The following is a 14,907-nucleotide window of genomic DNA, read 5'->3' on the forward strand; positions in this document are numbered from 1 at the left end:
GTCGTTTCGCCGCTACGCACGCGGCACACGATCCGCTGTATAAGCCAGCTGTAAAAGCCCGGCTGGGCGCAGGAGAATTGACGGCATGGCGAAAGTGGCATGGCTCGGACTTGGCGTGATGGGCTATCCGATGGCGGGGCATCTCAAGACCCGCGGCGGTCACGACGTCGTCGTCTATAACCGCTCGGCTGAGAAAGCCGCGAAATGGCGCGAGCAGTTTGGCGGTGAAACGGCTTCGACGCCTGCCGAGGCCGCGCGCGATTGCGACGCCGTATTCGCCTGCGTCGGCAATGACGATGACGTGCGCAGCGTGACGACCGGCCCTGACGGCGCGTTTCAAGCGATGAAGCCGGGCGCGATCTTCATCGATCACACGACGGCGTCGGCGCAGCTTGCGCGCGAACTTGCATCCGCCGCCGAAGCTCGCGGTTTGCATTTTCTCGATTGCCCCGTTTCCGGCGGCCAGTCCGGCGCCGAGGCTGGCGCATTGACCGTGATGGCGGGTGGCGATGAGGCCGCTTATGCGCGCGCAGAACCTTTGATCGCCGCATTCGCACGCAGCGTCCGTCGCATGGGACCATCGGGCTCGGGTCAGCTTGCAAAGATGTGCAATCAGATCGCGGTGGCGGGTGTCGTGCAAGGCCTCGCCGAAGCGATCTATTTCGCCGAACATGCAGGGCTCGATATCGAAGCGCTGATCGCAACGATTTCAAAAGGCGCGGCGCAGTCGTGGCAGATGGAGAACCGCTGGAAGACGATGCACGCGCGTGAATTCGATTTTGGATTCGCGGTCGATTGGATGCGCAAGGATCTCGGCATCTGCCTGAGCGAAGCCGCTTCGAACGGCGCCGAACTTCCGGCCACGCGTCTCATCGATAGTTTCTATGCTCAGATCGCGGCTGACGGTGGCGGCCGTTGGGATACGTCGAGCCTTATTGCGCGCCTCGATCCGAAATCAGGCAACAAACCGAAGTCGTGATCGAGCGACGGGTCAGGCTTCGACGCGTTCCGGCTTCGCCTCGCTCGCGGGCAATGCGAACTGCAACGGCAGCGCGGTCGTGTACTTGATCTGCTCCATCGCGAATGCCGACGAAACTTTCGCGATTTCGATGCGCGAGATCAGCTTTTTATAAAAGACGTCATAAGCGGCGATGTCCGGAACGGCGACGCGCAGGAGATAATCGATGTCGCCCGACATGCGATAGAATTCCACGACCTCCGGAAATTCGGCGACGGCGGTATGAAATTTCTCCAGCCAGTTGAGCGAGTGCTTGTCGGTCTTGATCGAGACGAAGACCGTCACGCCGGCGTTGATCTGATGCGCGTCGAGGATGGCGACGCGGCGCTGAATGACACCGGCTTCTTCGAGCTTCTGCACCCGCCGCCAGCAGGGCGTCGTCGAGAGCCCGACCTCCTTGCCGATGTCGGCAACCGGCCGCGTGCAGTCTTCCTGCAGGATGCGCAGAATTTTGACATCCATTTCATCCAACATCACGGCCTCTCCGGAACATGATTTTAATTTGATCCCGAAATCTGAGATTAATATTTTTCGCAGGCCCTTAGTCAATAAAAATGTTGGAAATATTTTTCAATCGCGACCGCTAAGCGGATGCACTGGGCCGCGCTGCCACCTCGCGGTACCAGCGCATGACGTTGGCGTGTCCATCGGGCGCCGCCAGCTTGGCCGGCTTCATGAAGTCGATCGCAACCAACGCCGTGATGTCGGCAATCGAGTACTCAGGGCCGGCGATGAACGGGCTTTCCGCGAGGCGGCGATCAAGCTTCGTCAACTCGGCCTCAACCTTCTCCTTGTTGGCCTCGCCCCAAGGCGTCACCTGCGGCACTTCGAGATGCGCCATCCGCGGGTGAAGGTGACGAAAGACGCTGGCGACGGCGGCCAACAGGCCGAGTTCGACCCGCCTGTTCCACATCTCGACCTCGGCTTTCCCGACGGCACCCGTTCCGAACAGCGGCGGCTCGGGTTGTAGTTCCTCGAAATAGCGGCAGATCGCGACCGACTCTGAAATGGCCGTGCCGTCGTCAAGAACAAGCACCGGTACACGCTGCCAGGGATTGACGGCCGAAAAGTCGTCGAGACGCAGATCGCCGGTCATCAGATCGCGTTCCTCACGCGGAACGTCGATGCCTTTTTCCGCGAGAAAGATCGTGACCCGACGCGGGTTCGGCGCGCGTTTTGTTTCGATAATCAGCATGTTTCCTACCTCGCGTATGAGCCGTTATTTTCGTCGCGCCATTGGCGCGGCATCTGAAATTCCGCGTCCCATATTCCGCGGCGTTCGGCTTTTGCGGCCGCTTGCTCACGTTCGTAGCTACCGTAGGCGACCGCCATTCCGGCCGCGACCATCGCGGCGTTGAGGTTGCGGTCTCCAATCCGGCAGGTCGCCAGCAGCCGGCCAAAACGGTCCCGTTCGCTCACCGAGCAGGTGACGGATTCACGGCCGATCATCCGGCCTAGTGCATCGCGCGCGGCGTTTCCGCATTGCCAGGGCGCTCCGTTCTTCCGGCACGTCTGCCGCCCTTCCGGCGCGTCGATGCCTTTCAGGCGAACCTCATGACCGCCGACCCGGAGACTGTCGCCGTCGATCAGATCGGCGCGACCGCTGACGGACGGCGGGAATGGCGCGCCCGGATCGGCATGCCTAGACCCGCGTCCTCGCTGGAGATACCCCACTGCCAAAGCGAGGGCCACCAGCGCCGCCATCCGCACGGCTTTGAGCCGCCGGGCCCGCGACCAGCTCCGCCAAACCCCGGTTTTTCGCTGCATCGCCACTGCTTTAAGCCTTGCATTAACGAATTAACGCCACTTTACGGGAGGTCGCGAGCGTTGGGTTGCTGCGGCACGTCAGTGGGTATGCCGGCAGTATGGACGATAACGCAGACAGCGTCGAAACGGGTCGCGCGCATCAACCTCGCGCGCCGCGTCGCTCGAACCTCGACGACGAGTTGCGATCGTTTCGCGACCGGCTCACCCACGGCACCGCGCACAAGCCCGAGTTCGAATACGAACTGCTGACGATGTTCGCGCGCAACGAGACCAGCGCGCCGTTCGCCATGCCGGCCCTGTGCTTCATCTTCTACATCGCCTCCATGTTCTGGGCGTCGCTGATGGAAGCGACGATGTGGATCGCGATCGTGTCGATCTCGCGCGTCTACATGCTCGACCAATGCCGGCGGCTGCTCTCCATTCCGCGCGCCGATGTCAACGTCGGACAATGGCGCCGCCACTTCGTGCGCGTCGAGGCCATCAACGGCCTGGCGCTCGCCGCGTTCGCGCTGATCGGTATCTCAAACACGCCGACCGCGCATTCTCTTCCGGCGACGTTCTCCTCGCATGTCTTCATCTTCGCGACGTTGATGGTCGTGCTCGCGATCCGCATGACGTTTTCATCGACGCTGCCGCACGTGTTTCTTGCCGGCACCGTGCCGATGACGCTGGCGGTCACCGGCCGCCTCTTCATGCTCGGTGATCCGTTCTATTTCGCGCTCGCGTCGATGGCGATCGGCATCCACGTCTTTTTCGTCTACCTGGCGCAAGGCCTGCATTCGACGGCCCTCGCGATGGTCGAGTACCGCGCAGAAAAGGACAGCCTGATCTCGGAACTCGAAGAAGCGAGCGCCATCTCGGACGAAGCGCGGCGGCGCGCTGAAGCCGCGAACAAGGCCAAGTCGCGTTTTCTCGCGACGATGAGCCATGAACTCAGAACGCCGCTCAATGCGATCATGGGTTTTTCCGAGGTCATGGAGAAAGAAATTCTCGGGCCGATCGGAAGCGACACGTATCGCGAATACGCGCACAACATCTACGAAAGCGGCAATCACCTCCTCTGCATCATCAACGAGATCCTCGATCTCTCTCGCATCGAAGCGGGGCGTTACGACCTGCACGAGGAAACGGTTCGTCTGACGGATATCGCCGAGGACTGCCGGCGTCTGATCAAGATAAAGGCCGATGCCAAGACGCTGCACATCGTCGAAGACTTCGCGCCGGATCTGCCGCATGTGTGGGCCGATCCGCGCGCCATGCGCCAGATCTGCCTCAACCTCTTGTCGAACGCACTGAAGTTCACGCCGCGCGGCGGACGCATCGTAATCACCGTCGGGCATACATCCGACGGCGGACAGTTCGTGACGATTTCCGACACTGGCCCCGGCATTCCGAAAGACGAAATCCCGCGTGTGCTCCAGGCATTCGGTCAAGGCTCGCTCGCGCACCAGACGGCGGAAGGTGGCACCGGTCTCGGCCTGCCGATCGTCCAGAATCTCATCAGCCTGCACGGCGGAACGTTTGATCTCCAGTCGGAGCTGCGCAAGGGCACCGAGGTGACGGTGACGTTGCCGCGCCAGCGCGTTCTGCAGATCATCACGCCCCTGCAGCCCCTCGGCGAGGAACGTCACCGCGATCCCGCGCCGCGCCCCGCACGCCAGCCGCGCATGCGTGTTGCGTCGCCTTACGGTGCAGCAACGCCGTATCGCGCCAGCGGAGGACTGTGAGGCTCGATGTTCGCGTTTCTCATATCGGCAATTGTCGCGCTCGGCGGCGCGCTGCTGTACTTGCTTTTCACCGGCTCCAGTCTCGAAGCCATGCAAGGCCCGCCGATCGCGATCACCGTCATCGGCGCGCTGATCCTGCTATATCTGCTCTCGCATCATAACAACGAGCGACGCTTCGGCCGCCTCGCGGCGATCGCCGCTCTCGGCGCTATCGCAGTCGTCGGCGCCGTCTCGACGCGGGTCGATCCGGTCCCGATGATCAAGAACTTTTTCGCGGTAGCGCACGGCGAACTCACGTCGAGCGATCGCGACATCGCTGCGTCGATCGCGACGGCGTCCGCGCCCGCATCGGTGCGCATTCGCAAAATCGATGACGGCTTCCTTGCCAACGCGGAAGTCAACGGGCAGGCGTTCCCGATGCTGGTCGACAGCGGCGCCGCGACCGTCGTGCTCCGTCAATCCGACGCCGAGAAGGCCGGCATCGATGTCACTCATGTGACGTTCGACACGCCGCTCAAGACCGCGAACGGCACCAGCTATCTCGCGCCCGTCCGGCTCAAGTCCGTTCGTGTCGGACAATTGACGATCGATGATGTCGAGGCGCTCGTCGCAAAGCCCGGAACTCTTAACGAAAGCTTGCTCGGTATGAGTTTCTTAAGGCGTCTCACGTCTTATCAGGTGGCCGGAGACTTCATTACGCTCAGGCAATAGGCACAGCTTTTCGCTTCCCGTCATGAGGCTCGGAGCTTCGATAATGTCTTCGGCAACCGTCAGTCTTTATGCGTCCCTCGCGCTCGCGACCGCCGGCGCTGCGGGCTTTGCCTATACGCTCACGCATCCGGGAGTCGTCGCGGGGTTCGCGAGAAGTCTTTTCGAAACCGCGCCCGACGCTGATCCCACTGCGAGCGCCGACGCTCCGCAGGCCGCGCAGGCCAAGCGACCGGCCGCTGAACGTGGCACCGTCGCATTGCCGGCCGGCGCCTATGGCCATTTCCAGACCGAAGCCGAGATCAACGGACGCACCATCGGCGTCATGGTCGATACCGGAGCGTCTCTCGTGGCGCTCACATACGATGATGCCCGCCGCGCCGGCATCTACGTCAATCCGGCAGACTTCACGGGCATCGCGCAAACGGCCAATGGAACGGCTCGGGTCGCCCCTGTCACAATTTCCCGGATCGAGATCGGAGACATTACGGTTCGCAATGTCGCCGGGGTCGTGTCCGAACGGGGTAAATCCGACCGGACACTGCTCGGAATGTCATTTTTAGGACGACTTTCCCGCGTCGAAATGCGGTCCGGAACCCTAGTGCTTCAAGAGTAGTTCCTCTAAGTCTCTCACCCCGACGCCATTAGCCAGTCCACTGTTGCGCGTGCCGCGCGATCGGTTCCGGTCGCGGCCACGGAACGCCGTTTAAGGATCAGATTGCATGCTGCCGAAGCCACGCGCCGACCTCAAACCCAACACGGCCGATTTCGAACGACTGCCGCTCGTCAAGCCGACCGGCTTTCGCGAATATGACGCGCGCTGGCTGTTCCCCGAAGAAATCAATCTGATGGGTCTCAATGCCGTCGGGCTCGGCATGGCGACGCTGTTCACGCGGCGCGGCGTTCCCCGTCGTATCGTCGTCGGGCATGACTACCGCTGGTATTCGGGCGCGGTGAAGCAGGCGCTGATGACCGGACTTCTGGCAGGCGGCTGCGAAGTCCACGACATCGGTCTCGCGCTGTCGCCGATGGCGTACTTCGCGCAGTTCGAACTCGACGTCGAAGGCGTGGCGATGGTCACCGCCAGCCATAACGACAACGGCTGGACGGGCATCAAGATGGGTCTGTCGCGACCGTTGACGTTCGGCCCCGACGACATGTCGGAGCTGAAATCAATCGTCCTCAACGGCGACTATGAAACGCGCACCGGCGGCCGTTATATCTTCGTGCACGACATGGCTGAACGCTATGTCAAATCGCTGACGAACCGCCCGAAGCTGAAGCGTCGTCTCAAAGTCGTGGCGGCGTGCGGCAACGGAACGGCGGGTGCGTTCGCGGCAGAAGTTCTGTCGGCGGTCGGCTGCGAGGTCGTTCCGCTGAACACGGACCTCGATCATTCCTTCCCGAACCACAATCCGAACCCCGAAGACATGAAGATGCTGCACGCGGTTGCGGCCAAGGTTCGCGAAACCAACGCCGACGTCGGGCTGGCCTTCGATGGCGACGGCGATCGCTGCGGTGTCGTCGCGAACGATGGGCATGAGATTTTCGCGGACAAGGTCGGCGTCATGCTGGCCCGCGATATCTCTTCGCTCCATCGCAACGCGAAGTTCGTCGTCGACGTGAAATCGACGGGCTTGTTCACGACCGATCCCGTCCTCATCGCGAACGGCGCGACCACGACGTATTGGAAAACCGGCCACAGCTACATCAAGCGCTTCAACTTCGAGAACAAGACGCTGGTCGGTTTCGAGAAGTCCGGCCACTTCTTCTTCAACACGCCGCTTGGACGCGGCTACGACGACGGACTCATCGCGGCGCTTGCCGTCTGCGATATGCTCGACCGCAACCCGGACAAGTCGATTGCCGATCTTCGCGACGCGCTGCCGAAGACGTGGAGTTCGCCGACGATGTCGCCGCATTGCGACGATGAAAAGAAATACGACGTCGTCGAGCGCATCACCGAGCACTACAAGCGCCAGAAGGACAGCGGCGGCCACATCGCGGGTCAGGCCATTCGCGATCTGATCACCGTCAACGGCGTGCGCGTGATGCTGGAAGATGGCACCTGGGGCCTTGTCCGCGCCTCGTCGAACAAGCCCGAGCTTGTCGTCGTCGTCGAAAGCCCGACGTCGGAAGCCAACATGAAGGCGATCTTCAAGGACATCGACCAGCAGCTGTCGCGCTTCCCGGAGGTCGGTGAATACAATCAGAAGATTGCTGTCTGAGTTGGCGCCGGCGACTCGCGTTCCGCGAGCCGGCCGCCGGCGCGGGCTCTGGATCGGCGCTGGCGACTCCGCTTCGCGGAGCAGGCCCGCCGGCGCCAACTAAATAAGCGTCATTAAAAAGCGCAGCGCGACGCAGGCGAGGAAGGTGGCGAACGCCAGTTCGAGCGCACGTTTCGGAATGCTGTGCGCCATCCTCACTCCATACGGCGCAGCCAAGACGCCGAGTGGCGCGATCAACAGCGCTCCGGCGTTGACGTAACCGAGCGAGAGCGGCGGAAGGCCCGCCACGCCCCAGCCTGAGATCACGTAGCCGATAAGGCCCGGGATCGCGATGATCGGGCCAAGGCCCGTCGCCGTCGCGACGGCTTGCAGAATTGGCCTGCCGAATAGCGTTAGCAGCGGCACCGTAAAGCTTGCGCCTCCGATGCCCATCAGCGTCGAGATCGTTCCGATACCGAAGGCAGCGCCTTCGAGCCACGGCGGGCGGGGCAACGTATTGGCGATCCGCCAGTCGTCGCGGCCGAGCGCCATCTTGATCGCGAGTGCGGTTCCGAAAACGACCCAGACCCAGCGCAAAGCGACACTGCTGGCATGATCGGCAATCAAAATGCCCGCCGTGACACCGACGAAAATCCAAGGCCCCATGCGCCGCACGATGTCGATGTCGACGGTTCCGCGCGCGCGAAACGCTGCGAACGATCGCAGCACGGTCGGCGCGATGACGGCGAGCGTCGTCCCGAGCGTCACATGCATGCGGACGTCTTCCGGCACGCCGATCGCGCCGTAGACTTCGTAGAGAACCGGCACGAGCACGCCGCCGCCGCCGATGCCGAGCAAACCGGAAAGGAATCCGCCTAGCAGACCAGCGGCTGCGAGCAACAGAAGCAGGACCGCCAGATTGTCTCCCGAGACGACGGCTGGCATTGGGAGTTCCTATGCTGCCCGCGAACTGTCTCTTGCCTCGTCGGCGCGGCGTTCGACGATCGCAATCGCCTCGCGCAGCACATCGGCGGTCGCGTCCGCCGACGTCGCGCCTTCACTCAAATGGCGCCGGAACGTCTTGCCGCGCGGCTGTCCGTGATAAAGACCGAGAACGTGGCGCGTGACGTTCGAAAGGCGGCCGCCGCGCTTCAAGTGCTGCTCGATATAAGGCAGCATCGCTTCGAGAGCGGCTGCGCGCGTCGGACTTTCCGTATCGGCGTCAAAGATCAGACGATCGACATCGGCGAGGATCGCGGGATTCTGATAGGCGGCGCGCCCGAGCATGACGCCGTCGACGTGATCGAGATGCGCGCGAGCCTCTTCGATCGTTTCGATGCCGCCATTGATGACGATTTCGAGGTCGGGACGCGCGGCCTTCAGACGATAGACGCGTTCGTAATCGAGCGGAGGAACCTCGCGGTTCTCTTTCGGCGACAGGCCTTTCAGCCACGCCTTGCGCGCATGCACGACGAAACGGGTACATCCGGCATCGGCGACGACATCGATGAAGCGGCGCAGATCTTCTTCCGCGTCCTGATCGTCGATGCCGATCCGGCATTTGACGGTGACCGGCACAGGTTGATGCGCGCGCATCGCGGCGACGCATGCCGCCACGAGTTCGGGCTCGGACATCAAGCAAGCGCCGAAGCGGCCTTCCTGCACGCGATCCGAGGGGCAACCGACGTTGAGATTGATTTCATCGTAGCCAAGCTCGGCGCCGATACGCGCGGCTTCGGCGAGCTTCGCCGGATCGGAGCCGCCGAGCTGGAGTGCGATCGGATGCTCGACTTCGGAATATCCGAGCAGACGTGCCCGGTCGCCATGAATGACGGCGTCGGCGGTCACCATTTCCGTATAGAGAAGCGCGCGCGTCGTCAGTTGACGGTGAAAGACGCGGCAGTGCCGGTCCGTCCAATCCATCATCGGGGCGATACTGAATCTATGCGCCGGGTGGGTCACTGATTTCGCTTTGCTTTCGTTTCGCCTAAGCACGGACCGAGCCGTGCCGCGCATGTCTTATGCGGGCATTCGATAAGCCAATGCTGGGCCTTTGGCGAGTGCACGTCGGTCGCAAGGGTGAACGGAGCGTATTGCGCTTCTCTCGGACTAGGTTTCCGTGTTCTGTCCGAGCCGTTTGGACCAGCTTTCAACCTCGCGCGATTCCAAGCGCCGGCGAGCGAGGTTGCGCCAGGACTCCGCGAGAACGGATAGCGCAGCCATCTCGCTCAGTTCCTCACGCGCAAGACTGCGGGAGGCGATGACGGCGTTGAGCCGCGCGATCGTCCAGTGTGGATGCGGCCGCTCGACGAGGTCGACCGTCGAACCCGGTTCGATCCGGCCGCTCTTTAGAACGCGATAGTACCAGCCCGTGCGTCCGGTTTTCTGTACCAGCCACGCCATGTCCGGCCGATCGAATTTCAGGTTGAGCTTCCAGCACGGCTGCCGGCCCTGGCTGATCTGCAGCAGCACCTCTCCGATCCGATAGATATCGCCGACGCAGACGGTTTCCTCGGTCATCAGCGGCAGGCATAGATTTTCGCCGAAAGCAGCGCCCTGTTCCAGAACCGGTATCAAGCTCGGGTATTCGCTGCGCCATACGGCATAGCTGTCGGCCGGATACTGATGGATCGCCTTCTCGGGTCCGCCGTGATTTTTGCGGTCGCCCTGATGATCGCCGAGCAGTCCGTCGCTCGCGACATGCCACGGCCCTGCCGTCGCGCGCTTGAAAATTCCGGTCGGCGCCCGCTGGGGCCCGATCGCAACGATCTCGCCCGTGTTCATTTGAGAGATGGTCGGACGTCTGTGATTCAAGGTCATTGTCGCTGAACTTATAGCAATAAAAACCGGCACGGTGCGTGGAACCGTGCCGGCCAAAGTTCTCGCAGACCTTCACTATTGGAGGAAGCGCTAGGGCAGCGAGAAGACCGTGAGCGTGCCGCCAAGGTTGGTGTACTGCTTCAGGCCAGCGTAGCCACCGACAGCACCCAGACCATCGTTCGGGTTCGTCAAGCCTGCCGCGAGACCGATACCGGCCCAGCCGCCGACGCCCGACATCACGCCGACGTACTGCTTACCACCGTGGGTGTACGTCATCGCGTTGCTGATGATGCCCGACGGCGTTTTGAACTTGAACAGTTCCTTGCCATCCTTCTGGTCGACGGCTTTGAAGTAGCCTTCGAGCGTGCCGTAGAACACGACGCCGCCAGCGGTCGTCAGAGCGCCAGACCAGACCGAGAACTGCTCGGGCTTCGACCAGACGATCTTACCTTGCGACGCGTCCCAGGCGATGAAGTTACCCATGCCGCCGTGGCTGTCGGGAGCCGGGAACATCGAAAGCGTGGCACCGACGTAGGGCTGGCCCGAGGTGTAGGACACCTTGAACGGCTCATAGTCCATGCAGACGTGGTTCGTCGGCACATAGAACAAGCCGGTCAGCTTCGAGAAGGAAGCCGGCTGCATGTCTTTTGAACCGAGAGCCGCAGGGCAAATGCCCTTGGTGTTGAAGTCGGCGCCCTTGCCGTCGCGGAAGGTCGAATACTTGGCGACGCGGATCGGACGGCCATAGTTCGGGCTCGCCTTATCCATGTCGATGCCGGTTGCCCAGTTCACGACCGGATCGAACTTCTCGGCGACCAGAAGCTCGCCGTTCTTGCGATTGAGCGTGTAGGCGAAGCCGTTGCGATCGAAGTGGACAAGCGCCGGGGTTTTTTGCCCCTTGATGTCGAGATCAACGAGGATGTTCTCGTTGACGCCGTCATAGTCCCACTCGTCGAACGGCGTCATCTGATACGCCCAGCTCGCGACACCGGTATCGGGATTGCGAGCGATGATCGCCATCGTCCATTTCTGGTCGATCGGCTTGCCATCGGGCCCAGCGCGCTGCGAAGGGTTCCACGTCGAAGGGTTGGCCGAACCATAATAGAAGAGATCGGCTTCCGGATCGTAGGACCAGCCGCCCCAGAGGGTACCGCCACCGATCTTCCACTGATCGCCGTTCCAAGTCTTCAGCGACGAGTCCTTGCCGACCGGCTTGCCGAGCGATGTTGTTTTATTGGGATCGAACAGGATTTCATTGTCCGGTCCGATGTTGTAAGCGCGCCAGGCGAGCTTGCCGGTGTTCAGATCGTAAGCCGTCACATAACCGCGCACGCCGAACTCGGCGCCCGAGATTGCCGTGATGACCTTGTCGCGAACGATCAGAACGGTGTTGGTCGCCGTTTCGCCGCGTTTCGGATCGCCGTTGGCGACTTTCCAAAGTTCCTTGCCGGTCTTGGCGTCAAGCGCCACGACGTTGGTATCGGCCTGCTGCAGGATGATCTTGCCGTCGGCATACGCGAGGCCGCGGTTGACGGTATCACAGCACATCACCGGAATGACCGAGGGGTCCTGCTTCGGTTCGTATTTCCAGATGATCTTCTGCTCGTCCGCAAGGTTCAGAGCGAACACGATGTTCGGGAATGGCGTGTGAAGATACATGACGTCGCCGATCACGAGGGGAGATCCTTCGTGTCCGCGAAGCACGCCCGTCGAGAACGTCCACGCGACTTTGAGATCGGCAACGTTCGATGTGTTGATCTGATCGAGCGTCGAATAGCGCGTCGCGGCGTAGTCACCCGATTGCGAGGCCCAGAAGTTCGGGTTGGCCTGGTTCTTGACCACGTCGTCGTTCGCCAACGCTGGCGAGGCTAGTGCCGCTGCCGCGACACTCGCCGCAAACATGAGTTTGCGCATTACCACTTCCTCCAATTGCCATTGTTATTCGAACCTCTTTGCTGCGAGGTTCTCACCATTCTCGAGGCCGCGTCTCCGGAGCATTTTCGGAAGCTCCGTTAAAATTGGCCGCGTGCGTGGTAACTCGATGCTGACGTAAAGTTGATCGGCTCAGTAGCTCCGCATCGGGACATTTTGCTAAGTCCAGCGGGAGATCGGCTGCCGCCGATTGCACTTTTTCAATTTTTTGCTCGGCACCCGCCGGTCGTCATGACCGGCCCTATGCATCAAGCCGGTCATGGACCTATGCGCTTCAGCCGGGTGGCTATAGACTTCCGAAGATCGGCGCTTTTTTCGTAGGTCCATCGGAGGACGATGTGCAGCTTCCGCTTGAAGTCGATCGAGAGTCGTCACTCAATCTGCAGACTCAGGTTTTTGAGCAAATCCGGGGAATGATTCTCGCTGGTCAGCTTCGCTCAGGCCAGCGCCTGCCGGGCAGCCGGCATCTTTGCCAGCAACTCCAGGTCTCGCGGATCACGATCACGCTGGCTCTCGCGCGGCTTGCCGATGAGGGCTACATCGAAACCGCGAGGTCGGTGGGCACGTTCGTTTCCCGCGAAATCCCGGAACAGGCTCTCCACGCGCTGCAGACGGACCTTGAACACAAGAAGCCAACCGGCACGCCCGCGCATGATCGGTCGCGGCTTCCAAAAATCCGGTCGCACACGCTCGTCAACGAGCTTGCGCATCGGATTGCGATCGATTTCTGGGTCGGCCGTCCGGACCCACGCTCGTTTCCCCTAAGAACGTGGACGCGTCTGACGAACAAGCGATTGCTGAGCGCTGGTTCGGCGCTGACCGAATACAGAGATCCGACGGGCGTCCCCGAGCTTCGGCAAGCCATTGCGGATCATCTTCGCCCCGCACGCGGCATCATCGCCGAGCCGGAGCAGATCATCATCACCGGCGGCTGCCAGGAAGCGCTCAATCTCGTGTGCCGCATGCTGATGTCACCGGGAACGCATGCGATCGTGGAATCGCCGGGATATGCGGGCGCCTCGTATCTGTTCGAGTCCTTCGGCGCCAACCTGCATCACATCGAGGTGGACGAAAAAGGCCTCGAAGTTGCGCAGCTTCCCGACGTCACCAACGCTGTCGCCTATGTGACGCCTTCACACCAATATCCGATGGGCTGCACGCTGCCGCTGGATCGCAGGCTCGAGTTGCTGGCTTGGGCGGTCAAAACGGACTCGTACATCGTCGAAGACGACTACGACAGCGACTTCCGGTATGTCGGCTCGCCGCTGGCCGCGTTGAAAGCGCTCGATAGCGCCAATCGCGTTTTCTATGTCGGCACGTTTTCGAAATGCCTCGGAGCCGGGCTTCGTCTCGGCTATGTCGTCGTGCCGCCGGAGTTGATGCCCGCTGCGCGCCGCTACAAGGCCCTGACGAACAATGGTCAGCCGTGGCTGGAGCAGGCTGTTCTCGCGGACTTCATGAACACCGGCGGCTACGCGCGGCATCTCCGCAAGATTCGTCAGCATTATCTCGGCAAACGCGACGCGCTGCTGCAAGCGTTGGGCAGCGCATTCGGTGACGGAACGACGATCGGAGCGGAAGCCGGAATGCATATGGTCTGGCGCACGCCCGATCATTTGCCCGCCGCGCCGGAAATCATCACGCGCGCGCTCAATTGCGGCGTCGGCGTTTACGACCTGTCACCGCGTTCGGCGGTGATTGCTCCGACGCGTCCGGATGTCGAACGCTATCTCATATTCGGATATTCGTCGTTGTCGGAAAAACAGATCGCGACTGGCATCGAGCGTCTCGCAGACGCCGTGCAGAATAAGACGCGGGCCGAGGATGCGCATGAGTCATCGGTGTGCCGTGCCTGAATTCGTCCCGCTCTCGCGTCAGCCGCTGCTCGCCTTTTCGAGGCGTGCGAGGTCGAGCACGGCGACCGTGCGCAATCCTTCGAGCGCGATGATTTTTTCGCTCTTGAGGCGAGACACCTGCCTGCTGACGGTCTCGATCGTCAGCCCGAGAAAATCGGCAATCTCGGTGCGCGTGATCGGTAGCTCGAATTTTGCCGGCCGCCCCTCGCCCCCATGGCCGTTGATGCTCTCCAGCTTCTTCGAAACCATGAGGATGAAACTGGCGACCTTTTCCTCGGCGCTTTTCCGGCCGAGCAAAAGCATCCACTCGCGCGCGGCGTCGAGTTCATCCAGCGTATTCTCAAAAAGCCGGCGCTCGAAACCCGGGAACTCGCGCACCAGCTGCTCGAACTGGCGCCGGTCGTAGATACAAAGGTGTACGTCGCTGACGGCGGTCGCCTCGTACACGCTCCGGTCGCGGAACGGGCGTCCGAGGAAATCGGAAGCGAACTGCAGGCCAACGATCTGCTGGCGTCCGTCCGACAGGGTTTTCGTCAGCTTGACGACGCCGGACACGATGCTGGCAAAAGACACGACGCGGTCCTGGTCGCCGACGATCGCCTGCCCCGACGAAATCGTCCGGTGACGCGCGATCGCGTTCAGCCGCTCGACCTCTCTGGGGCCCAGCGCGCCACAAACAGCCCGGTGACGGACCGTGCATGCGTCGCAGCGGATGGGTTGCGGGTGCGTCACGTCGCTCTCGTCCCAAACTTAAATGAAAATGCAAAAACCAATATCTCTCGTACCGCATTTAATGTTTCGGCGCTGTGCGACCAAGGGGCTTGGCCGTGCGGCGAAGAGCCCGCCCAAAGTACCTAGCTTTCCTTGCGTCG

Annotated in this window: 14 protein-coding genes; 6 read left to right on the forward strand and 8 right to left on the reverse strand. The window is 61.7% G+C overall.

Annotated elements, in window-relative coordinates:
- Window positions 1–85 precede the first annotated feature (85 nt).
- A complete protein-coding gene (locus tag HDEN_RS09125; RefSeq protein WP_013215820.1) occupies window positions 86–979 on the forward strand; it encodes an NAD(P)-dependent oxidoreductase in 894 nt (297 codons plus the stop codon).
- 12 nt (window positions 980–991) lie between these two features.
- On the opposite strand, the gene HDEN_RS09130 is transcribed toward HDEN_RS09125, so the two are convergent.
- The 3 genes from HDEN_RS09130 to HDEN_RS09140 form a co-directional block, all read right to left on the reverse strand.
- Window positions 992–1,489: an Lrp/AsnC family transcriptional regulator gene (locus HDEN_RS09130; RefSeq protein WP_041921963.1), complete on the reverse strand. Its 498-nt coding sequence runs from the start codon at window positions 1,487–1,489 to the stop codon at window positions 992–994.
- Between the two features lie 112 nt (window positions 1,490–1,601).
- Window positions 1,602–2,213 carry a glutathione S-transferase family protein gene (locus HDEN_RS09135; protein WP_013215822.1) on the reverse strand — a complete coding sequence of 204 codons (612 nt, stop codon included), beginning with the start codon at window positions 2,211–2,213 and terminating at the stop codon, window positions 1,602–1,604.
- Between the two features lie 5 nt (window positions 2,214–2,218).
- Complete coding sequence (locus HDEN_RS09140) at window positions 2,219–2,785, reverse strand: thermonuclease family protein (protein ID WP_013215823.1); 567 nt, start codon at window positions 2,783–2,785, stop codon at window positions 2,219–2,221.
- A gap of 98 nt (window positions 2,786–2,883) precedes the next feature.
- On the opposite strand from HDEN_RS09140, the gene HDEN_RS09145 reads away from it, so the two are divergent.
- The 4 genes from HDEN_RS09145 (at window position 2,884) to HDEN_RS09160 (ending at window position 7,448) form a co-directional block, all read left to right on the forward strand.
- A complete protein-coding gene (locus tag HDEN_RS09145) occupies window positions 2,884–4,512 on the forward strand; it encodes a sensor histidine kinase (protein WP_041921620.1) in 1,629 nt (542 codons plus the stop codon).
- Window positions 4,513–4,518: 6 nt separating this feature from the next.
- The gene (locus HDEN_RS09150) at window positions 4,519–5,223 is read left to right on the forward strand and encodes a retropepsin-like aspartic protease family protein (RefSeq protein ID WP_013215825.1); all 705 of its coding nucleotides are present in this window, start codon (window positions 4,519–4,521) and stop codon (window positions 5,221–5,223) included.
- Window positions 5,224–5,266: 43 nt separating this feature from the next.
- The gene (locus tag HDEN_RS09155; RefSeq protein ID WP_013215826.1) at window positions 5,267–5,836 is read left to right on the forward strand and encodes a retropepsin-like aspartic protease family protein; all 570 of its coding nucleotides are present in this window, start codon (window positions 5,267–5,269) and stop codon (window positions 5,834–5,836) included.
- Window positions 5,837–5,942: 106 nt separating this feature from the next.
- Window positions 5,943–7,448 (forward strand): phosphomannomutase/phosphoglucomutase, encoded by a 1,506-nt coding sequence (locus HDEN_RS09160; RefSeq protein WP_013215827.1) that lies wholly within the window; start codon window positions 5,943–5,945, stop codon window positions 7,446–7,448.
- A gap of 99 nt (window positions 7,449–7,547) precedes the next feature.
- Here HDEN_RS09160 and HDEN_RS09165 read toward each other — a convergent pair whose 3' ends face one another.
- From HDEN_RS09165 to HDEN_RS09180, 4 genes are all read right to left on the reverse strand, one after another.
- A complete protein-coding gene (locus tag HDEN_RS09165; RefSeq protein ID WP_013215828.1) occupies window positions 7,548–8,372 on the reverse strand; it encodes a sulfite exporter TauE/SafE family protein in 825 nt (274 codons plus the stop codon).
- Window positions 8,373–8,381: 9 nt separating this feature from the next.
- The gene (dusA, locus tag HDEN_RS09170) at window positions 8,382–9,443 is read right to left on the reverse strand and encodes a tRNA dihydrouridine(20/20a) synthase DusA (RefSeq protein ID WP_150103231.1); all 1,062 of its coding nucleotides are present in this window, start codon (window positions 9,441–9,443) and stop codon (window positions 8,382–8,384) included.
- Window positions 9,444–9,536: 93 nt separating this feature from the next.
- Window positions 9,537–10,247 carry an MOSC domain-containing protein gene (locus tag HDEN_RS09175; protein WP_245256603.1) on the reverse strand — a complete coding sequence of 237 codons (711 nt, stop codon included), beginning with the start codon at window positions 10,245–10,247 and terminating at the stop codon, window positions 9,537–9,539.
- Window positions 10,248–10,337: 90 nt separating this feature from the next.
- Window positions 10,338–12,161, reverse strand: a complete 1,824-nt coding sequence (locus HDEN_RS09180) for a methanol/ethanol family PQQ-dependent dehydrogenase (RefSeq protein ID WP_013215831.1) — start codon at window positions 12,159–12,161, stop codon at window positions 10,338–10,340.
- Window positions 12,162–12,517: 356 nt separating this feature from the next.
- Here HDEN_RS09180 and pdxR point away from each other — a divergent pair, with 356 nt between their 5' ends.
- Window positions 12,518–14,035, forward strand: a complete 1,518-nt coding sequence (gene pdxR / locus HDEN_RS09185) for a MocR-like pyridoxine biosynthesis transcription factor PdxR (protein ID WP_013215832.1) — start codon at window positions 12,518–12,520, stop codon at window positions 14,033–14,035.
- An 18-nt stretch (window positions 14,036–14,053) separates the two neighbouring features.
- On the opposite strand, the gene HDEN_RS09190 is transcribed toward pdxR, so the two are convergent.
- A complete protein-coding gene (locus tag HDEN_RS09190) occupies window positions 14,054–14,767 on the reverse strand; it encodes a Crp/Fnr family transcriptional regulator (protein WP_013215833.1) in 714 nt (237 codons plus the stop codon).
- Between the last annotated feature and the right edge of the window lie 140 nt (window positions 14,768–14,907).

This window comes from Hyphomicrobium denitrificans ATCC 51888, from assembly GCF_000143145.1.
In the GTDB taxonomy this organism is placed as follows: Bacteria; Pseudomonadota; Alphaproteobacteria; order Rhizobiales; family Hyphomicrobiaceae; genus Hyphomicrobium_B; species Hyphomicrobium_B denitrificans.